Genomic DNA, 18,389 nt, shown 5'->3' with positions numbered 1-18,389 from the left:
ACCACCACGCCCTCGACGCGGTGCGGCCGGCCGAGGGCTTCGGCGGCGGCCACCACATCGCCGGCGTCGACGCAGGAACGGATGTATGTCGAGGAGAACGTGACCCGCTCGTCGCGATGCTCGGGGTCCAGCGACTCGGTGACCAGCGACATGCTCTCGACCGCGAAGCCGAACCTCTCACCGGCCTTGCGCAGCATCTCGACGTTGCCCGCGGCCTTCTTGCCGAAGGTGAAGTTCTCCCCCACCACCACTTCCAGCACGTGCAGGTCTTCCACCAGCAGCTCGTGGATATAGCGCTCGGGGGTGAGCTTCATGAAATCCGACGTGAACGGCATGACCAGGAAGACGTCGATGCCGAGTTCCTCGACCAGTTCGGCCCGCCGGGTGAGCGTGGTCAGCTGCGCCGGGTGACTGCCCGGAAACACCACCTCCATCGGATGGGGGTCGAAGGTCATGAGGACCACCGGCACTCCGCGTGATCGGCCCGCCTTCACGGCATGACTGATCAACTCCGCGTGTCCACGGTGAACCCCGTCGAACACCCCGATGGTGACTACACACCTGCCCCAGTCCGTGGGGATCTCGTCCTGCCCACGCCAGCGCTGCACCCGATCAGCCTACGACCCGACGGCGACGCGGTCTGCTCTAGATCCCCCGATCAGGTGATGATTGCCTAAACTTTCCTACTGTGAGTCCCGACGGTAACCACCAAGACCTCTCCACGGTTGCCCAGGACTATCTGAAAGTCATCTGGACGGCCCAGGAGTGGTCCCGCGAGAAGGTCAGCACCAAGCTGCTGGCCGAGCGCATCGGCGTATCCGCGTCCACGGCGTCCGAATCGATTCGCAAGCTCGCCGACCAGGGCCTGGTCGATCACGAGAAATACGGCGCAGTCACCCTGACCGACGCAGGCCGGCGCGCCGCGCTGGCGATGGTGCGCCGGCACCGGCTGATGGAGACATTCCTGGTGCAGGAGCTCGGCTACGGCTGGGACGAGGTGCACGACGAGGCCGAGATCCTCGAGCACGCGGTGTCCGACCGGATGCTCGACCGCATCGACGCCAAACTGGGCCACCCCACCCGCGATCCGCACGGCGATCCGATCCCGGCCGCCGACGGCCAGGTGCCCACCCCGCCGGCCCGCNCCGCGCTGGTGGGCAGCCACACCGAGGTGGCCGACCGAATCGCCGAGTACGCCGAGATCGGTATCGACGAGTTCATCTTCTCCGGCTATCCGCATCTGGAGGAGCTGTTCTGGTTCGGCGAGGGCGTGGTGCCGATCCTGCGTGAGCGAGGGCTGTTCGGCGGCGGCTCGCCATCCGCTGCGCCCGCCTCGATCCCATTCGTCGGCGCGCCGCGATGACCGATCTGGCCGGTGCCACCCGTGTCTCGTCGGAGCAGGCGGCGCTGTCGGTGGCCGTGCAGCTGTCGAAGTCGTTCGCCGAAGGGGCCGGCGCCCGTGACGCGCACCGGATCCTCCCGCACGAGCAGGTTCGGGCGCTGAAGGAATCGGGGCTGCTGGCGCTGACCGTGCCGGCCGTGCACGGCGGGCTCGACGTACCCGTCACCGTGCTCGCCGAGGCGATACGTCTGATCGCGCACGGCGACCCGTCGATCGGTCAGATCCCGCACTCGCATTTCACCTTCCTGGAGGCGCTGCGGCTCCAGGGCACGCCGGCCCAGCAGGCGTACTTCTACGGGCTGGTGCTCGACGGGGCGTTGTTCGCCAATGCCCAGTCCGAACGCGGGCCGCATCCCGTCGATGTGGACACCACGACGCTCACGGCGTCGGGCTCCGGCTATGTCCTGAACGGCCGCAAGTACTACTCGACCGGAGCGCTGTTCGCGGACTGGCTGATCGTGCGGGCCTCGCGCTCCGATGGTTCCGGGCAGGTGCCGACGGCTGCCACACCCAAGGCCATCGCGTTCGTTCCACGCGATGCGTCCGGGGTCGAGATCGTCGACGACTGGGACGGCATGGGTCAGCGGACCACAGCCTCGGGCACCGTCGCGCTCGATGCCGTGGAGGTACCCGCCGCGAACGTGGTCGAGTTCAGCCCGATCTTCGCGCGCCCCACCGTGTACGGAGCCCGGGCCCAGCTACTGCATGCGGCTCTCGACGTGGGGATCGCCACGGGCGCTCTGGAGGAAGCCGTGCGTCAGGCCGCCAAGGCCCGGCCGCATTTCGAGGCATCGGTGTCCAGTGCCGTCGAGGATCCGACCCTGGTCCAGCTCGCCGGTGAGCTGACCGTGACCGTACGCGGTGCTCAGGCGCTGCTCGCCGAGGCGGCCCGGCAGGTCGATGTGGCCCGCGCCGACCTCACCGAGGACAGCGCGGCGGCCGCATCGATCGCGGTGGCGGTCGCCAAGGTGGCGGCCGCGAGGGCAGCGGTGGAGGCCGGCAGTGCGCTGTTCGAATTCGGCGGTACCCGCAGCGCGTCGGCGTCGGGCAATCTGTCGCGATACTGGCGCGATGCCCGCACCCACACCCTGCACGACGCCACCCGCTGGAAGATCCGGCACATCGGCAACTTCACCCTCTCAGGAACGAAACCGCCTCGCCACGGCCAGCTTTGAGCCATCAGGGTTGCAGGCGCCGGTGATACGCGGCCCGCGCGCCGGGGTCGACGTGGGTGAACGCGGTGTCGAAATGGGCGGCGTGGGAGATGCGGTGCCGCACGGTGTCGGGTAGGCCCGCGGCGATCTTGATGATGGCGCCGAGCGCCCGTGGCACCGCAACCGAGGTCCGGCGGCTTCCCACCGCGGACACGATCGCGCAGGCGACATCCTCGGGTTCCACCTCGGCGATCGGCCGGATCCATTTGGGCGCGCTGTGGCCCGCAGACAGGTCGGTGTGCACGACGCCCGGAAGCACTGCGGTGACTCCGATGCCGTCCGCCGCGAGTTCGAGATGAAGCGTCTCGGAGAATCCGACGACGGCGTGCTTGGTCGCGCAGTAGGTGGCCAGCCCCGGAAACGCGCTCGCCCCGGCCAGCGACGCGACGTTGACGATATGGCCGCCGCGGCCGGTCATCCGTCTCGCGGCGAACTTCGATCCGTTCAGGACACCGCAGAGGTTGATCGCAACCATGCGGTCGGTCATGTCATCGGTCTCGTCGGTGAAGTTGCCCGTGGGCATGATGCCCGCGTTGTTGACCAACGCGTCCAACGGTCCGAGTCGCTGCACGGCCGCATCCAGGAACGACGCGAACGACGCGCGGTCGGTGACGTCGAGCGGCAGTCCACACACCACACCGCCGGTCGCCTCGGCCAGCTCTGCGGCGGTCTTCTCGACCAGCGCGGTGTCGATGTCGCCCAACGCGACCCGCGCACCCGCGCGCAGGAATGCCGCTCCCGTCGCCCGGCCGATCCCCCGGGCGCCACCGGTGATCGCCACCACCCGGCCGCCTTGGTATGGGGTCGACTTCATCGGTATTCCTTCCGTAACACACCTTTGAGAACTTTTCCGGTCTCGTTGCGCGGCAACGAGTCGAGGAAGACGACGTCTCTGGGCACCTTGTGCCGTGCCAGCGCGGACCGCACGTGGGTTCGCACCCCATCGGCGTCCAGTTCCGCGTCGGGTTGACGAACCACGAAGGCGCGCAGCCGTTTCCCGAAGTCGTCATCGTCGACGCCGAGTACACACGCCTCCACGACCGCCGGGTGGTCGGCGAGCAGGTTCTCGACTTCGAGCGGGAAAACGTTCTCTCCGCCCGAAACGATCATGTCGTCGTCGCGGCCGTCGACGAACCACAAGCCGTCCGCGGTGAAATGCCCGGTGTCGCCCGATGACAACAGCCCGTCGACGATTTCCTTCTGCCCGCCATCGGTGTACCCGGAGAAACTCAGCCCGCTCGACACGAAAAGCGTTCCGGTTCGGCCGGGTTCGGTGATTCGGCGACGCTGCTCATCGTAGGCGGCCAGGGTGCAGCCGACCGGCGGGCGGCCCACGGTGCCAGGCGCCGCACCCAGTTCGCTCGGGGTGGCGACCGCCGCGACGGCCACCTCGGTGGAGCCGTACAGGTTGTAGAGCACGTCGCCGAAAGCCGCCCTGGTTCGCCGGCACAGGTCCGGCGACAGTGCCGAACCGGCCGCGAAGACCACCTTCAACGCGGAGGTGTCGTAACGGGCCAGCACGTCCGGGCCGAGGTCGAGAATGCGCTGCAGCATGGTGGGCACGAGAATCAGCGTGCTGGCCTCGTAGTCTGCGATCGACGCGAGCGTGGCCTCGGGTTCGAACCGCCGGGCCAGCACGACACGGTTGCCCAGCGCAAGTCCCAGCGCGCAGGTCGCCAGACCGGTGGCATGAAACATCGGGGCGGCGACATGATAGGTCCCGTTCGCGGGCCAGGGAATCCGGTCGAGTAGCTGGGCGGACTGCAGGGGACTGACCTTGTCGCGGGGCGCACCTTTCGGTGTTCCGGTGGTGCCGCTCGTCAGCAGCACCATGCCGCCTTGGCGGGTCGGCGCCGGTACCGGATCGGTCCACTCATCCATCGCGATGGTGTCCAGGGTCGGCAGTCCCACCTTCCCGTCCGCCCAGCCGACGATGCGCACGACATCCGGAGGCAGCCTATCCAACAATGGAGTGTGCTCGTCGTCGGCGACGACCACCGAGATGCACTCCCGGGCACAGACATCCGCAAGCTGTGGCGCCGCGAATCCGGTGTTGAGCAGCACCACCTTGGCACCGACCTTCCCCGCCGCGCCGAGAGCGAGCCACAACCCGCGATGGTTGCGCACCAGAATCCCGACCACCGCACCGTCCCCGACTCCCCTGCGGGCCAATCCCCGCGCGAGGGCATTCGATGCCCGCTCCAGGTCACGGAAGCTCAAGGTCCCGGCGTCGTCGGTCAGCGCCGGGGCATCGCCGTAACGGGCCGCGGTATGTGTGATGAGTCCACCGAACGACCCGTACCGTCGCAGCGCCTTCGACGCCCGGATCGCCTCGTTCGGCCGACGGAGATCGATCAGGCCGCGTCGCTGCAACACCAGCGCGGCCGCGACCAGATCCCGCGTCGTCTGCAGCCGGGTGATCACGCGGCGGCCGTCGTCCCGATCACGATGCGGGCCACCGCGTCGGGATCGTCCAGTTGCGGGCAGTGACCGGATCGGGGCAACACCACGAACTCACTTCCTGGGATCTGCTGATGGAGAAGACGACCGGCCTGGACGGGGATGATGCGGTCGCGCGCCCCGTGGACCACCACCGTCGGACACTCGACGCGGATGTCGTGGTGACCGTCGACGGTCTCCCGCGCGTACTGAAACGCGTATCGGCCGAGGGTTGCGATGGCCGCCTGACTCGCGAACGTGTCGGTCCAGTAGCCCATGACCGCCGGATCCGCGGCATGCGGGCTGCCGTACAGCACCCGACGGACGCCTTGGGTCGCCAGCCACCGAACCGCCCGGTTCGGCACCGGGATGTTGCCCACCCCTGACCAGAACCGGTCGGACAGGTCACGGGACCTCGCGATCCGGGCCAGCCAGTGCCGTGCGTTGAGCGGATCATCGAGCGCCACCAACGCGGCGACCTGCTCCGGCCGACGCGCTGCCGCTCTGACCGCCGTGGCCGATCCGAGTGAGTTGCCGACCAGGACCGCCGGCCCCGTCTCGGCGAGGATCGCATCGGCGAAGGAGTCGAACTGCGGCAGCAGCGGACCGGGCCTGCGTTGATCTGCCCGGCCGAAGCCGGGCAGATCAACGGCAAAGGCGCTGCGCCCCAGCGCTTCCAAGCGGGTCAGTACCCCGCGCCAGGTGTCGGCGCTATCGGCATAACCGTGCAGCAGAACCACGGGTGCCCCGGTGCCGGTGACCGAGAGCATCCGCGTGCCGACACCACCGAAAGTCGCCCGAGACTCGATGATCATCCGGCGAGCAGCCCCTTGGCAATGTGTGTCACCTGGACCTCATTGCTACCCGCATAGATCATGAGCGACTTCGCGTCTCGTGCGAGTTGCTCGACGCGGTACTCGGCCATGTATCCGTTGCCGCCGAACAGCTGCACGGCATCCATCGCGACCTCGGTCGCCACCTCCGACGAGTACAGCTTGATCGCCGACGCCTCGGCCAGTGTGGGCAGCGAACCGGCCTTCAGCCGTTCCAGGGTCTGGAAGACCATGTTCTGCACGTTGATCCGGGCGATCTCCATCCGAGCCAGCTTCAGCTGGATGAGCTGAAACTCCGCGATTCTCTTGCCCCACAGCGTGCGGGTCTTCGCGTAGTCGAGGCACAGTCGGTGACACTCGTTGATGATGCCCAGTGACATCAGCGCCACCCCGACCCGTTCCGCCGCGAAATTCGCTCGTGCACTGTCACGTCCGTCGCCGCTGGAGTGGGATTCGGTCTCTCCGAGCAGGCGGTCCGGGCCGAGCCGGACGTTGTCGAAGAACAACTCCCCCGTCGGCGAAGACATCATGCCCATCTTCTTGAACGGCTTGCCCTGCGTCAGGCCGGGCATTCCGGAGTCCAGCACGAACGTCAGGACCGGGCGGTCACGCCGGTCGGCCCCCGCGTCGCCGCTGTCGAGCTTGGCGTAGACGATCAGCACATCGGCGTAGGGACCGTTGGTGATGAAGGTCTTCTGGCCGTTGAGGATGTAGTCGGAGCCGTCGCGTTTGACGTAGGTCTTCATGCCGCCGAACGCATCCGAGCCGGCGTCGGGTTCGGTGATCGCCCAGGCCGCGATCTTCTCCAGCGTCATCAGTTCCGGCAGCCAGCGCTCCTTCTGCGCGAGCGTGCCGCGACTCATGATCGTGGCCGCCCCCAAACCGAGACTGACACCGATGGTGCTGAGCAGCCCGATACTCACCCCGGCCAGCTCCGAGACCATGACCGCGGCCATCGAAGCCTGTTCGCCGAAACCGCCGATGCCGCCAGACTTCTGGGCTCGTTCACCGGATCCGCGCTCACGCTCCTTGTCGAGCAAGGTCTTGACGGCCTCGGCGGCCATGACATCGAGCCCGAACTCGCTGAACAGCTTGCCAGCGAAGGGATACGGCGACAGCTCTCCGCTTTCCAGCCCGTCGAGATGGGGTCGGATCTCCTTGTCGATGAACTCGCGCACGGTGTCGCGCATGATGACGTCGGTGTCGGACCACTCGATCATGACGGCAGCCTCTCGGCGATGTCGTCGATCCGCCACAGCCCGTCGGTCTCGATGGTCTCGACATCGTGCCAGCCGGCGAGCTGCGAGATCGCGCCGCCCTGCACGGCGTAGACCCGGCCGGTGATCGGGCACTTCTCCGTGGCGAGGTAGGCGACCAGCGGTGAGATGTTGGCCGGACTGAACAGGTCGACCTCACCTTCGTCCTCCGGTTCGGCCATGAGCGCGCCCATACCGGGGGTCGCGAGCGTGAGACGGGTTCGCGCGATGGGCGCGATGGCGTTGACCCGTACACCGTAGCGTTCCAACTCGTCGGCGGCGACCAGCGTGAGCGCTGCGATCGCGGCCTTGGCCGACCCGTAGTTCGCCTGCCCGGCGTTGGGGATCGTCGTGCCGGAACCGGATGCGGTGTTGATCACTGAGGCCATGGGCTGATCGCCGGCCTTGGACTGCGCCTTCCAGTACTCGGCCGCATGGCGCAGTACCGAGAAGTGGCCCTTGAGATGGACCGCGATCACGGCGTCCCAGTCGGATTCGGTCATCGTCGGAATGAAACAGTCGCGCAGGATTCCGGCGTTGTTGACGACCACGTCGAGCCGGCCGAACTCGTCGATCGCCTGCTGAACCAGGGATTGCGCCCCGTTCCAGGTGGCGATGTTCTCGGTGTTGCCCACCGCGTTGCCGCCGGCGGCACGGATCTCGGCGACCACCTCGTGCGCGGGGCCGGCGTCGGCACCATCGCCGGAGTTGCTGCCGCCCAGGTCATTGACGACGACGCTGGCGCCTTCCGAGGCGAACAGCAGCGCATGTTCACGACCGATTCCCCGGCCCGCGCCGGTGATGACCGCGACCCGCCCTTCCAGTGCACCCATGTGTTATGCCTCCTCGATGATCTCGGCCAGGCCGTCGGTGATGACGAGGTCGGAGCCTCGTGCGGTTTCGAACGCATAGCTGGTGATGCCGTCGGTCGAGCCGGTGCGCCAGATGCGGGTTTCCAGGTCGTCGCCGGGCAGCACCATCTTGGAGAACCGCACGGCAAACCGCCTGAGCCGGTGCACATCCGAACCGGCCAGCTCGGTCAGCACGGCCCATGAGGTGAAGGCCATGGTGCACAGACCGTGCGCGATGATGCCCGGCAGCCCGGCGTCGCGCGCCACCTCCTCGTCGAGATGGATCGGCATCGGATCGCCGGCGGCCGGGCTGTACCGGAACGTCTGATCGTCGTCGACGTGCTGGGTGACCGTGGCTGCCGGCGCACCGGTGCGCAGGGACTCGTCGAACCGGTGATTCGGACTCAACTGGCCCACCGCCTTGCCGGCGTCGAAGCCTCGGACGAACGTCGTGACGTACTGTTCGTTGACCAGTTCGCCGTCTTCCGTGCGGCATTCGAGGTAGATCGCCGCGCGGGTGCCGTTCTCCAGGCCCTCGTAACCGATCATCTTGCCTCGCGACACCAGCTTGTCGCCCGGCTTGATCGGGCGGTGGAAGTGGAAGTCCTGTTCCCCGTGCACCACCCGTGGGATCAGCTCGACGGGAAGAACATCGACGGCGGGTACCAGGAGCGCCTCGAACACCGGCACGATGGCGAACACCGGAGGTGCGATGTCCCCGGATCGATGGGCCGGAATGGGATCGTTGGTGGCCGCGGCGTATTCGGCGAGCCGTTCACGGGTGACCTCGAACCGTTCCTCGTCGGTCCAGGTGTTCAACCCACTGTCGTCGAACCGCAACTCTTCTTCCGCCGCAGTGTGTTTGGCCGCCGTCATGCCGACGCCGATGCGAGAGCGTCGAGCGCGTCCAGACTCTTGTCGAGCTGCTTGACGCCGTCCTTTTCCACGGCCTTGGCCAAGGCGCCCTTTACCAGCGCGCCCTCGAAGTCGCCAGTGACCGTGAACCGGGACCCGGTGCCGGCCGGATCGATGGTGAACGCGAATTTCGCCTTCACGCCGGCCATCCCGGTTCCGGCCATTACCAGGCTGTTGGGTGCATCGACGGATTCGATGGTCCATTCGATCTTGTTCGCCATGCCCAGCATGACGATCTTGGCGGTGAGCCGTGCGCCCGCGGTCAGCGTCGAGGGCGGCTCCTCCAGCCACTTGTCGTGGACGGTAAACCACTTGTCCCACGTCTGCGGGTCCGACACCGTGGCCCACAGGGCATCTGGACTGGCGGCCAGCTCACGGGTTGCCTCGATATGTCCCATTGTCGTTTCTCCTTTTGCTTTGTCGGGTTTCCGGTCAGCGTTCGGCCCGCTGATATGCGGTGACCACGGCGGCACCGCCGAGGCCGATGTTGTGCTGAAGAGCCGCGGTCACGCCGTCAACCTGACGCTTGCCGGCGGTGCCGCGCAGTTGCCAGGTCAGCTCGGCGCACTGCGCGAGGCCCGTCGCCCCCAGCGGGTGCCCCTTCGAGATCAATCCGCCGGACGGGTTGACCACCCACCGACCGCCGTACGTGGTGTCGCCGTTGTCGATCAGCTTCGGCGCCTCGCCCTCACCGCACAGACCCAGCGCCTCGTACAGCAGCAGCTCGTTAGCGCTGAAGCAGTCGTGCAGCTCGATGACCTGGAAATCGTCGGGGCCCAACCCCGACTCGTCGTAAACCTGCCGAGCGGCAGCGACATTCATGTGATGACCGATCAACGCCTTGCAGGTGCCGTCGAAACTGTTCTCGAAATCGGTGGTCATTGCCTGGCCGACAATCTCGACGGCCTGCTCGGCCAGACCGTGTTTGTCGACGAACTTCTCGCTGGCCAGGATCACGGCTCCGGATCCGTCGGAGGTCGGCGAGCACTGCAGCTTGGTCAGCGGGTCATAGATCATTCGCGAACCCAGGATGTCGTCCAGGCTGTACTCGTCCTGGAACTGCGCGAAGGGATTGTTCACCGAGTGCTTGTGATTCTTGAGACCGATCTTGGCGAAATGTTCGGCGGTGGAGCCGTGTTGCTTCATGTGTTCGCGCCCCGCCGCCCCGAACATCCACGGTGCGGGCGGGAACAGCACTTCGGAGATCTCGGCGAGCGCGAGGAAGTGCTTGGCCATCGGCTGTTCACGATCGTCATAGGTTGACCCGAGCGAACCGGGCTGCATCTTCTCGAACCCGAGCGCCAGCGCACAGTCGGCCAGTCCACTTCGCACGGCCCGGGCCGCGAGATAGAGCGCGGTGGACCCCGTGGAACAGTTGTTGTTGACGTTGACGACCGGAAGGCCCGTCATCCCGAGTTCGTAGACCGCCCGTTGGCCCGACGTCGATTCACCGTAGACGTAACCGACATAGGCCTCCTGCACCTCGCGGTAATCAATCCCCGCGTCTGCCAATGCCTTTGAGCCGGATTCGCGGGCCATGTCCGGGTAGTCCCACGCGGACCCGTCGTCATTTGTCCGCTGGCCGGGCTTCTCGAACTTCGTCATCCCGACACCGATCACATACACCTTGTTGGGCATCAAAGCCTCTCTTTCTGCGCGGTGCCAGAAACATACCAACCTGTTTGTATCTTTACAAGAGGGTCGACGGAGCCGTTCTGCATCCACGACGAACTACCGACCGCGGGCCGCGATGTGGCCCGAACCATTCGACCGAACTATGACGAGATTTCAGCGCTCAAGGTGTCGGAGAGCATGCTGCGCAGGTGGACACACACCCGGTCCCAGCGCTTCCTGGCCCGCTTGGGATCGCGATCGGCGAAGCTCGACAGCAGAATCCCCCGCAGCGCATCCATGGCCGTATACGCCAGATCGCGCAGTTCTTTCTGCGCGACCCGGTCCGGAACCAGTTGCGCGAGCGCACCGACCAACGCGCCGGTGACGATCGGTTCGACGCGCTCGACCTGGGCGGCCAACACCTCATCGGTACGAGCTGCCACCCAGAGTTCAAGCGTCGCAACGAAAACCGGCCCCTGGTGCGATTCCCACAGATAGTCGAGCACCACGGAGGCGGCATCGGGATTCGCCGCCACCCGGCCGAGATCGCGAACCGCTGCCTGCGCCCGCTGCTCGGCGAGATGTTCGATCGCCGCCACCACCAAGTCTTCCTTCGACCGGAAGTGGTGCACCTGGGCGCCGCGCGTGACGCCGGCGACTTCGGCGACCCGCTGTGTGGTCGTGCCCGCATAGCCGTAGGTCACCAGGCACTCCACCGTGGCGTCCAGCAACCGGGTGCGCATCGCGGCGCTGCGTTCGGCCTGCGTGCGCCGCTTGGCTTGCCCGTCCACACGTGCGGTCACCCGATGCATCCTACGTGGTCGGATCGACAGTCTCCTCATAAACAATCCAAACGGTACGTAAGTGGGTTACCGCGGCAGGCACGTCAACGCGCCGAGAGCCGCACTGATCAGACGGCCGTGCACGGCCCTGGGCAGGCCCAGCCGACTGTCCGGTGACGCAAGGCGCTGCACCGCGACGACCTGCGACTCGGTATACCGGAGCAGACCGGCTGCACCGTGCCGACGCCCGAGTCCCGAGGCCTTCATCCCGCCCGAGGGAGCGGCGTGGGAGGCGAACGCCGCGGTGTACGCATCGTTGATGTTGACCGCGCCCGTATCGATCCGGGCGGCCAGCCTGGCACCCAGCTTGATGTCGCGGGTCCACACGCTCGCCGACAGGCCGTACTCCGTCGAGTTCACGAGATCGACTACGTCGTCCTCGGTTTCGAACTCGTACACCGAGACCACCGGACCGAAGATCTCGGCAGAGTGCAGGTCCGCTGCGGCGGTGACGCCGGACAGAATGGTGGGCTCGTAGAACAGCGGGCCCAGATCCGGCCGAGCCCGCCCGCCGGTGTGCAGCTGCGCGCCAGCTACCTTCGCCTGCTCGACGTACTCACTGGTGCGCCTCAGCCCCGTCCCTGTGGTGAGCGAACCCATATCGAACCTGAAATCCATCGACGCGCCGACCCTCATCGCACGTGTCTTACGGCAGGCCAGCTCGACGAACCTGCCGAAGATCGATGTATGCACATAGAGCCGTTCGGTTGTCAGGCACACCTGCCCCGCGTTGGCAAAGCTCGCCCGCGGAATGGCGGACGCGGCGCGGCGCAGGTCAGCATCCGGCAGCACGACCATCGGATTCTTGCCACCGAGTTCCAGTGAAGATCCGATGAGGCGTTCGGCTGCGCGGGCGGCGATCTTTCGCCCCGTCGCAGTCGATCCGGTGAACGCGACATGGTCAGCACCATCGATCAACGCGTCTCCGACCTCGGCAGGATCGCCGAGTACGACCTGGAAAACGTCGTCGGGGATACCGACTTCCAGTGCGATCTGCCTTAGATACAAGGTCGACAGCGCAGTTTGATTGTCCGGTTTGAGGATCACCGCGTTGCCCGCCAGCAGCGCCGGAATGCTGTCACCGGCACCGATCCCGATCGGCGCGTTCCACGGCGCGATGACGACGACCACGCCGACCGGATGACAGACCTCGGTGGTCCTGGTCAGCCCCGGCAACATCCCTGGGTGGCTATCCGAGCGCATCAACCGCTCGGCGTGCCGCACATACCAACTTCCGCTGAGGATCGCCTCCCCGTAGTCGGAGCAGGCATCGATGCGGGCCTTCCCCCCTTCGATCTGGAGGATGTCGAACAGCGCGGCTCGTTTTTGCCGTAGCCGATCGAGGAGTCGGCAGACCAGCGCCCGGCGCTCCGAGATTGGTTGCCTTGCCCACGGTTTCTGCCCGGATCTTGCTCTGGCAAACGCGGATTCAACATCGGCCACCGTGCACTGCGGGATCGTCCTGACTGGCCTGCCGGTGAATGGAGACGTCAGCTCGCGCCTGTCGCCGCCGGCCGTCGGGGTGGGAACGGTGAGCTCCTCGACAACGCTCATGACGCATCCTTCGCAGCACCGGTAACCGCGACGAGCCCTGGCACTGGATTGCGCTTCATTGTGTCTTTCCGACCGTGTTGGACAACGTGATCAGCGCCGCAGCGACGTCATCGAGCGCCTGGTCGGCCTGCTTCATCAGACCAGCACCGGAGTGGAAACCGTGCGGCATCCCGACGTGCTCGCGGTAGTGCACAGTGACCCCGGACCGACGCGCTCTGCCCACGAGCCGTTGTGACTGGTCCAGCAGCGGGTCGCAACCCGCGGCATCCACCACGAGCGGCGGTAGCCCGGCGAGGTCGGCGAGCAGCGGCGACGCGGCCGGATGCGCGCGGTCCGCGGCACCCAGGTAGGCATCGCAGAAGCGTTGCAGCAACTCGGGTGTCAGGAACGGCTCGCGACGAGCACGCGACGCAGTTGCCAGCGCGGCGGGCGTGAAATCGATGCCCGGACAGAGCAGGCCAATAGCCGCTGGCGGCGCGAACCCACGTTCTACGGCCGCCACACCGAGCGCCAACGATAATCCCCCGCCGGCCGAGTCACCGGCGACGAACATCCGGTCGCCGGGCCTTCCGGATTCCAGCAGTGCCTCGTATGCCCTCAGCGAATCGTCGAACGCGGCCGGAAACCGGTGCTCGGGAGCCAGCCGGTAGTCGGGGACGTAGGTGACCGCGTTCAACGCGACGGCAAGGCGACCGGCCAGGGCCCGATGGCTGCGCGGCGACCCGACGGTGTAGCCCCCGCCGTGCAGGTACAGCAGTACCCGGCCCGCCGGTTGTTCCGGAGCCAGGACCTCGGTCGGTACGCCACCGAGTTCGGTTGCCGTGACCGCTAACTCACGCGACGCACCGGGCCAGGTAAAGGCCATGTCCAGCGCACGTCGTTGCACCGGCCATGAGGCCCGCGGCATGAAAATGAGACGGCCGACCGGACGTGCGATGGTTCGCAGAACAATCGGCGGGACACGGATGGCCATCAGTGTGTCCTCGCCGTCGTACCGGCTCCGTGCCGGAGGTCGTAGTCGTCCATGGCCGGGGGTTGACCAAGTCGGGCGCGGTACCGGGCCGGAGTCCACGGCCAGAGTTCGGGTAGGCCGTCGGCTCCCAGGTACCAGCTGCTGCAGCCCGTCGTCCAGACGGTGCCCGGCATCGCCTCTCGCATCTCGGCGTAGAACTGATCGGTCGCGGTTTGCCTGGGCTCGACCGAGTCGAACTGACCGGCACACCACCGGTCGATCCAGCTGCGGATGTGATCGGCCTGTGTCTCGGCGACAGCGATGAGCGAGTAGTTGCCCAGCGGGCTGTGCGGGCCCATCAGCATGAACAGGTTCGGGAATCCCGGCATCGCCACGGTCAGATGCGCCTTCGGTCCGTCGGCCCACGCCTCGTCGATGGTGAGGCCGTCCCGACCGGTGATCCGCATCGGCCTCATGTAGGCATGTGCATCGAAGCCGGTGGCCAAGGCGATGACGTCCACCTCGTGCAGCACGCCGTCCGCGGTGACGATGCCACGCGCCTCGATGTGATCGATGGCGTCGGTCACCAGATCCACGTTGTCGCGCTGCATCGCCCGGTAGAACCCGGCCGAGAGGATCAGGCGACGGCACATCGGCTGGTAGTCGGGGGTCAGGCTGCGCCGCAGCTCCGGATCCCGCACCGTACGCAGATTGGCCCGGCATATCTTGCTCAGCAGGGTGCGCTGCCATCCCGGCCGCACCATGGCCTGGAGCAGGAGTTCGTACAGCCCGCGATAGGTGCGGTAGGCGAGGTGGCCCAACATCGGCAGCCGTTCTCGGAGCGGGTCGGCCGTTCTCGAATAAGGGCGGTTGGGGAACGGAACCACCCACTGCGCACTGCGCTGGAACAACGTGAGGCGCTCGACCTCCCGCGCAAGCCCGCACACGATCTGCACGCCGGTCGATCCGGTGCCGACGACCGCGACCCGCCTTCCGGTGGTCTGTACCGTGTGGTCCCATCGCGCTGAATGCATGACGGCACCGCCGAAATCACCGAGCCCCTTGATATTCGGATACTGGGGATCGCGCAGGACTCCGGTCGCCAGGATGAGGAAGTCGACCACGGTCTCCTCGCCCGCGGCGGTACGGATCCGCCATTTGCCATCGGCGAACGCCGCGTCGACGACCTCGGTGTTGAACTGGATCCGGTCGCGCAGACCGAAATCGTCGGCTACTCGGGCGAAATAGGCCTGGATCTCGCCGCCCGGGGAGAAGAAGTGGCTCCAGGTCGGGTTGGGGGCGAAGGAGTACTGGTAGAACCGCGAAGCCACATCACAGCTCAGGCCGGGGTAGGTGTTGTCACGCCAGGTCCCTCCGACCTCGGGCGCCTTCTCGTAGAGGGTCACGTCCGTGATGCCTGCCTGCCACAATTTGATCGCCATACACATCCCGGACATTCCGGCTCCGACGATCGCCACCGTCGGCAAGCGTTTGCGGCTTCGATTACCACCGGTCATGACGGGGTCTCCGAATTCTCCAGGATTGTCGCCGGCATTGCGGCCTGTCGAATGATGGTGTTGATATTGCGGTTTCGCGGTAGCAGACGATCCGTCAAGGCCAGCGGGGTCCGCAGATCGAGCAGTATGCGGACGTATCCGGGCGCGAACACCCGGTTGGCTCGGCGCGCGATGCCGGAGACCATGACCGACGCGGCCCGGGCCACCGGTGCGGGCTTGCCCAGGAAGCCTGGCAGCGATGCCAGAGCATCGCCGAAGCCGGTGGTCGACACTATGTTTCGCACCATGCCCGTATCGATCAGGCCGAAGTAGGCGACCCCGACCCGGACATCCTGGTCGGCCAGCTCGACACGCAACGCCCGACCGAAGGCCTCGACGCCGGCCTTCGTAGCGGCGTAGGCCGCGGCCGTCGGGCCGGGGACGAGGGCCATGATCGAGGCAACCAGGAGAACGTAACCGCGTCGCTCGCTCACGTACGGCAGCGTGGCCCGGACGATGCGGAACACGCCGACGAGGTTGACCTCGACGACCTGCTCGAAAGCGTGCGGATCGATGCTCGATACGGTCGCGACCGGCCCGGAAATACCGGCATTGGCGACCACCACGTCGATGCCCCCGAAATGCGTAACCGCTGCGGACACTGCGGCATCCACCGAATCGGCATGTGTCACGTCGGCGGTGAATCGGGCTGCCCCACCACCCAGCTCGGAGACCAGCCGATCCAGCGAAACCTCGTCACGATCAACGAGCGCGACCCGCGCTCCCAAAGCTCTGAGTTGGCGGGCGGTCTCGGCGCCGATTCCGTTGGCAGCGCCGGTGATCAGCACTACCTTGCCGGAGAGACCGCCCACATGGTCGCGCAGCGGTGACAACATCGTCATGCCGACAACGCTAGGTGCGGGCGCGTTGCCTGCGGAATGCGCAAACCAGTCAGGTATTTGATAGAACCGGACGCAGGTCTCGGCGCGTCCGGACGCAGAGCCGTCGCGCCGAGCTAATCAGCGGCGGCCGAAATGGCTTGGCGGATAACCGCGCCACCGGATGAACGCGTGAGTGAAGCCCGCGGTCTCGGAATAGCCGAGGCGACGCGCGACTTCCTCGACCGTGAGGTGGTTCCCGAGCAGTTCGACCGCGAGCGCCTCGCGAACCTCGTCGACCAAGGCGCGGTAGCTCGTGTTCTCCGCGGCAAGCCGGCGGTGCAGGGTCCGGTCGGTGATACCGAGCTCACGCGCGATGACGACCATCGACGGGATCTGCGCCGGATCGCCGAGCATCCGGGTACGTAGCTGTGCCGCCAATCCCCCACGATGCCTGCGTCTTTCGAGGAGCGCCTCGCATTGTGCGACGCATATCGCTGCGGTCGCCGGATCGGCCGCAGGCATGGGTTGATCCAGGAGCTCGCTCGGGAAGGTGAGGGCGGTGCGCGGGGCGTCGGCATCGACAGTGACCGGGATTCCGGTGCCGGTCAGCAGGTCGAGCGGGAACTCGGTTTGGTGTAGCTCAACTTTCACTGCGGCGGTCGAACCGTTCCCACCGATCAGCAATGGCGCAACATGCGCGATGGCCGCGAGATCGCGTTCCACCAGGAATCGGCGCACATCAGACGGGATCTGGCTGCTGTCAAGTTCCAGCACGAGGTCGGTGGCGGATTCCTGCACGGTGATGTCGAGGAAAGTCGAACTCAAGGTGGCGAATCGGAGACCGAGCGCCAGGGCGTCCCGCATGGTGGGGCTGGTGAGGAATGCGTAACCCAGGATTCCGGTGTTGGCCAGGTTGTACCGCAGCCCGGTCTCCAGGCCGAGCCCCGATGAATCGTCGACATGGCGGAGCAGGTTGCGCACGATCGCCAGTTCCTGCCCGGCTTGAATCTCGGTGGCAGGATCGGCGAGCTGGGCTTCCGTCAGGCCAGTCCCGGCGAGGATTCTTGCCGCATCGACGCCGTGCCGTTCGGCGGTTTCGAGCACATGCCGGCTGGCGTCCGCTGACCGCGGGAAATCCCAACTCGCACGGGCGCCGGAAACGGCCATGCGTCTGAAAGTATCAAATACCTGTCCGCTGCACGCATTCCGCGGAAGTGCCCTCGATTCCTAGATTCGGACCATGCGATTCGGGCATCTGTATCTCGGGAACCGATCGGACCTCACCGACAAGGTGGTGCTGGTGACCGGTGCCGCAGCAGGAATCGGTGAAGCCACGGCCCGACTATTGGTCGCCGAAGGTGCCCAAGTGGCCCTCCTCGACCGCGATGAGCGGGCAGTGCAGGGAGTGGCCGCATCGTTGTCGGGTCGCGCGGCGCCGTTCGTCGCGGACGTATGCGACCCGGCTGCCGTGGCCGAGGCCACGTCGCGCGTGGTCGACCACTTCGGCGGCATCGACGTGGTGGTGGCCAACGCCGGAATCGTCGGCCCCGTAGCAACTTTCGCCACGATGGAAGCCGAGGCGTTTGAGCGGGTGATCGAGGTGAACGTGCTCGGCGCGGCCCGCACCGTCCGCGCCGCGCTGCCGTCGATCGTCGAACGCAACGGTTACGTACTCGTCATCGCGTCCGCGGCGGCAGCCATTCCGACCCCCACCATCTCGGCATATGGCGTGAGCAAGGCGGGTGCCGAGGCGCTCGGCAGATCGCTTCGAATGGAGCTCACCGAGACGGGTGCTACCGCCGGCGTCGCGTACTTCGGGTTGATCGATACCGGGATGGTGCGAAACGACCTGTTGGGCGGTTCCGGACTCGAGGCGGTGCTGGCGCCGCTGCCCAAGTGGTTCAGTGAGCCCGCCCCCGTCAACGAAGCCGCCCGATCGATCGTCGACGGGATCAAGGCGCGGGCGCGGTGGGTCTACGCGCCGCGCTATCTGCCGCTCCTGCTGGCACTCCGAACGACCACCGCGCTCGCCGAACCGCTTCTGGCGCGCAGTGCCGGGTTACGCGCGGCGATCCGTCAGGCCGGGCACGCCGCGGAGGTCCGAAAGTGACCACCGCGCAGTCGGCACCATCACACTCGC

17 protein-coding genes and 1 pseudogene are annotated in these 18,389 nt (G+C 66.7%); 3 read left to right on the top strand and 15 right to left on the bottom strand.

Annotated features, from left to right (window positions below; genetic code table 11):
• Positions 1-608, bottom strand: a 608-nt coding sequence (locus BN4332_RS01420; RefSeq protein WP_160110943.1) for a bifunctional riboflavin kinase/FMN adenylyltransferase, incomplete at its 3' end; no start/stop codon positions are given.
• 80 nt (positions 609-688) lie between these two features.
• Between BN4332_RS01420 and mntR the strand changes: the two are divergent.
• Together mntR and BN4332_RS01410 are read left to right on the top strand one after the other, a co-directional pair.
• Positions 689-1,144 (top strand): annotated as a pseudogene (gene mntR, locus BN4332_RS01415) (manganese-binding transcriptional regulator MntR); the annotation flags it as partial.
• Positions 1,145-1,359: 215 nt separating this feature from the next.
• Positions 1,360-2,577, top strand: a complete 1,218-nt coding sequence (locus tag BN4332_RS01410) for an SfnB family sulfur acquisition oxidoreductase (RefSeq protein WP_066896590.1) — start codon at positions 1,360-1,362, stop codon at positions 2,575-2,577.
• Between the two features lie 4 nt (positions 2,578-2,581).
• Here the strand turns inward: BN4332_RS01410 and BN4332_RS01405 are convergent, their stop codons facing one another.
• The 14 genes from BN4332_RS01405 to BN4332_RS01340 all read right to left on the bottom strand — a co-directional run bounded on the left by BN4332_RS01405 (position 2,582) and on the right by BN4332_RS01340 (position 17,416).
• Positions 2,582-3,430: an SDR family oxidoreductase gene (locus tag BN4332_RS01405; protein ID WP_066896587.1), complete on the bottom strand. Its 849-nt coding sequence runs from the start codon at positions 3,428-3,430 to the stop codon at positions 2,582-2,584.
• Positions 3,427-5,040, bottom strand: coding sequence for an acyl-CoA synthetase (locus BN4332_RS01400; protein ID WP_066896584.1), 1,614 nt, complete (start codon positions 5,038-5,040; stop codon positions 3,427-3,429). The genes BN4332_RS01405 and BN4332_RS01400 overlap by 4 nt, the downstream gene beginning before the upstream one ends.
• On the bottom strand, positions 5,037-5,870 hold the full coding sequence (locus BN4332_RS01395; RefSeq protein WP_066896581.1) for an alpha/beta fold hydrolase: 834 nt from the start codon (positions 5,868-5,870) through the stop codon (positions 5,037-5,039). The genes BN4332_RS01400 and BN4332_RS01395 overlap by 4 nt, the downstream gene beginning before the upstream one ends.
• Positions 5,867-7,108, bottom strand: coding sequence for an acyl-CoA dehydrogenase family protein (locus BN4332_RS01390; protein WP_066896578.1), 1,242 nt, complete (start codon positions 7,106-7,108; stop codon positions 5,867-5,869). Before BN4332_RS01390 ends, BN4332_RS01395 begins: the two co-directional genes overlap by 4 nt.
• The gene (locus BN4332_RS01385) at positions 7,105-7,977 is read right to left on the bottom strand and encodes an SDR family oxidoreductase (protein WP_066896574.1); all 873 of its coding nucleotides are present in this window, start codon (positions 7,975-7,977) and stop codon (positions 7,105-7,107) included. Before BN4332_RS01385 ends, BN4332_RS01390 begins: the two co-directional genes overlap by 4 nt.
• 3 nt (positions 7,978-7,980) lie before the next feature.
• Positions 7,981-8,871, bottom strand: a complete 891-nt coding sequence (locus BN4332_RS01380; protein ID WP_066896571.1) for a MaoC/PaaZ C-terminal domain-containing protein — start codon at positions 8,869-8,871, stop codon at positions 7,981-7,983.
• A complete protein-coding gene (locus BN4332_RS01375) occupies positions 8,868-9,308 on the bottom strand; it encodes a type II toxin-antitoxin system Rv0910 family toxin (RefSeq protein WP_066896568.1) in 441 nt (146 codons plus the stop codon). Before BN4332_RS01375 ends, BN4332_RS01380 begins: the two co-directional genes overlap by 4 nt.
• 34 nt (positions 9,309-9,342) lie before the next feature.
• On the bottom strand, positions 9,343-10,548 hold the full coding sequence (locus BN4332_RS01370; RefSeq protein ID WP_066896565.1) for a lipid-transfer protein: 1,206 nt from the start codon (positions 10,546-10,548) through the stop codon (positions 9,343-9,345).
• Positions 10,549-10,685: 137 nt separating this feature from the next.
• Positions 10,686-11,267, bottom strand: coding sequence for a TetR/AcrR family transcriptional regulator (locus BN4332_RS01365; protein ID WP_264076818.1), 582 nt, complete (start codon positions 11,265-11,267; stop codon positions 10,686-10,688).
• 126 nt (positions 11,268-11,393) lie between these two features.
• On the bottom strand, positions 11,394-12,920 hold the full coding sequence (locus BN4332_RS01360; protein ID WP_066896559.1) for a succinic semialdehyde dehydrogenase: 1,527 nt from the start codon (positions 12,918-12,920) through the stop codon (positions 11,394-11,396).
• Between the two features lie 55 nt (positions 12,921-12,975).
• Complete coding sequence (locus tag BN4332_RS01355; protein WP_066896556.1) at positions 12,976-13,893, bottom strand: alpha/beta hydrolase; 918 nt, start codon at positions 13,891-13,893, stop codon at positions 12,976-12,978.
• Complete coding sequence (locus tag BN4332_RS01350; protein ID WP_066896553.1) at positions 13,893-15,389, bottom strand: flavin-containing monooxygenase; 1,497 nt, start codon at positions 15,387-15,389, stop codon at positions 13,893-13,895. The genes BN4332_RS01355 and BN4332_RS01350 overlap by 1 nt, the downstream gene beginning before the upstream one ends.
• Positions 15,386-16,270 (bottom strand): short-chain dehydrogenase/reductase, encoded by an 885-nt coding sequence (locus BN4332_RS01345; protein WP_235653990.1) that lies wholly within the window; start codon positions 16,268-16,270, stop codon positions 15,386-15,388. The genes BN4332_RS01350 and BN4332_RS01345 overlap by 4 nt, the downstream gene beginning before the upstream one ends.
• A 117-nt stretch (positions 16,271-16,387) precedes the next feature.
• Positions 16,388-17,416: an AraC family transcriptional regulator gene (locus BN4332_RS01340; protein WP_066896550.1), complete on the bottom strand. Its 1,029-nt coding sequence runs from the start codon at positions 17,414-17,416 to the stop codon at positions 16,388-16,390.
• A 73-nt stretch (positions 17,417-17,489) separates the two neighbouring features.
• On the opposite strand from BN4332_RS01340, the gene BN4332_RS01335 reads away from it, so the two are divergent.
• Positions 17,490-18,359 carry a short-chain dehydrogenase/reductase gene (locus tag BN4332_RS01335; RefSeq protein WP_066896547.1) on the top strand — a complete coding sequence of 290 codons (870 nt, stop codon included), beginning with the start codon at positions 17,490-17,492 and terminating at the stop codon, positions 18,357-18,359.
• Positions 18,360-18,389: the final 30 nt, after the last annotated feature.

The sequence above is a fragment of the Mycolicibacterium houstonense genome, assembly GCF_900078665.2.
GTDB lineage: Bacteria > Actinomycetota > Actinomycetes > Mycobacteriales > Mycobacteriaceae > Mycobacterium > Mycobacterium houstonense.
This window is presented reverse-complemented; position numbering and strand designations above follow the sequence as displayed.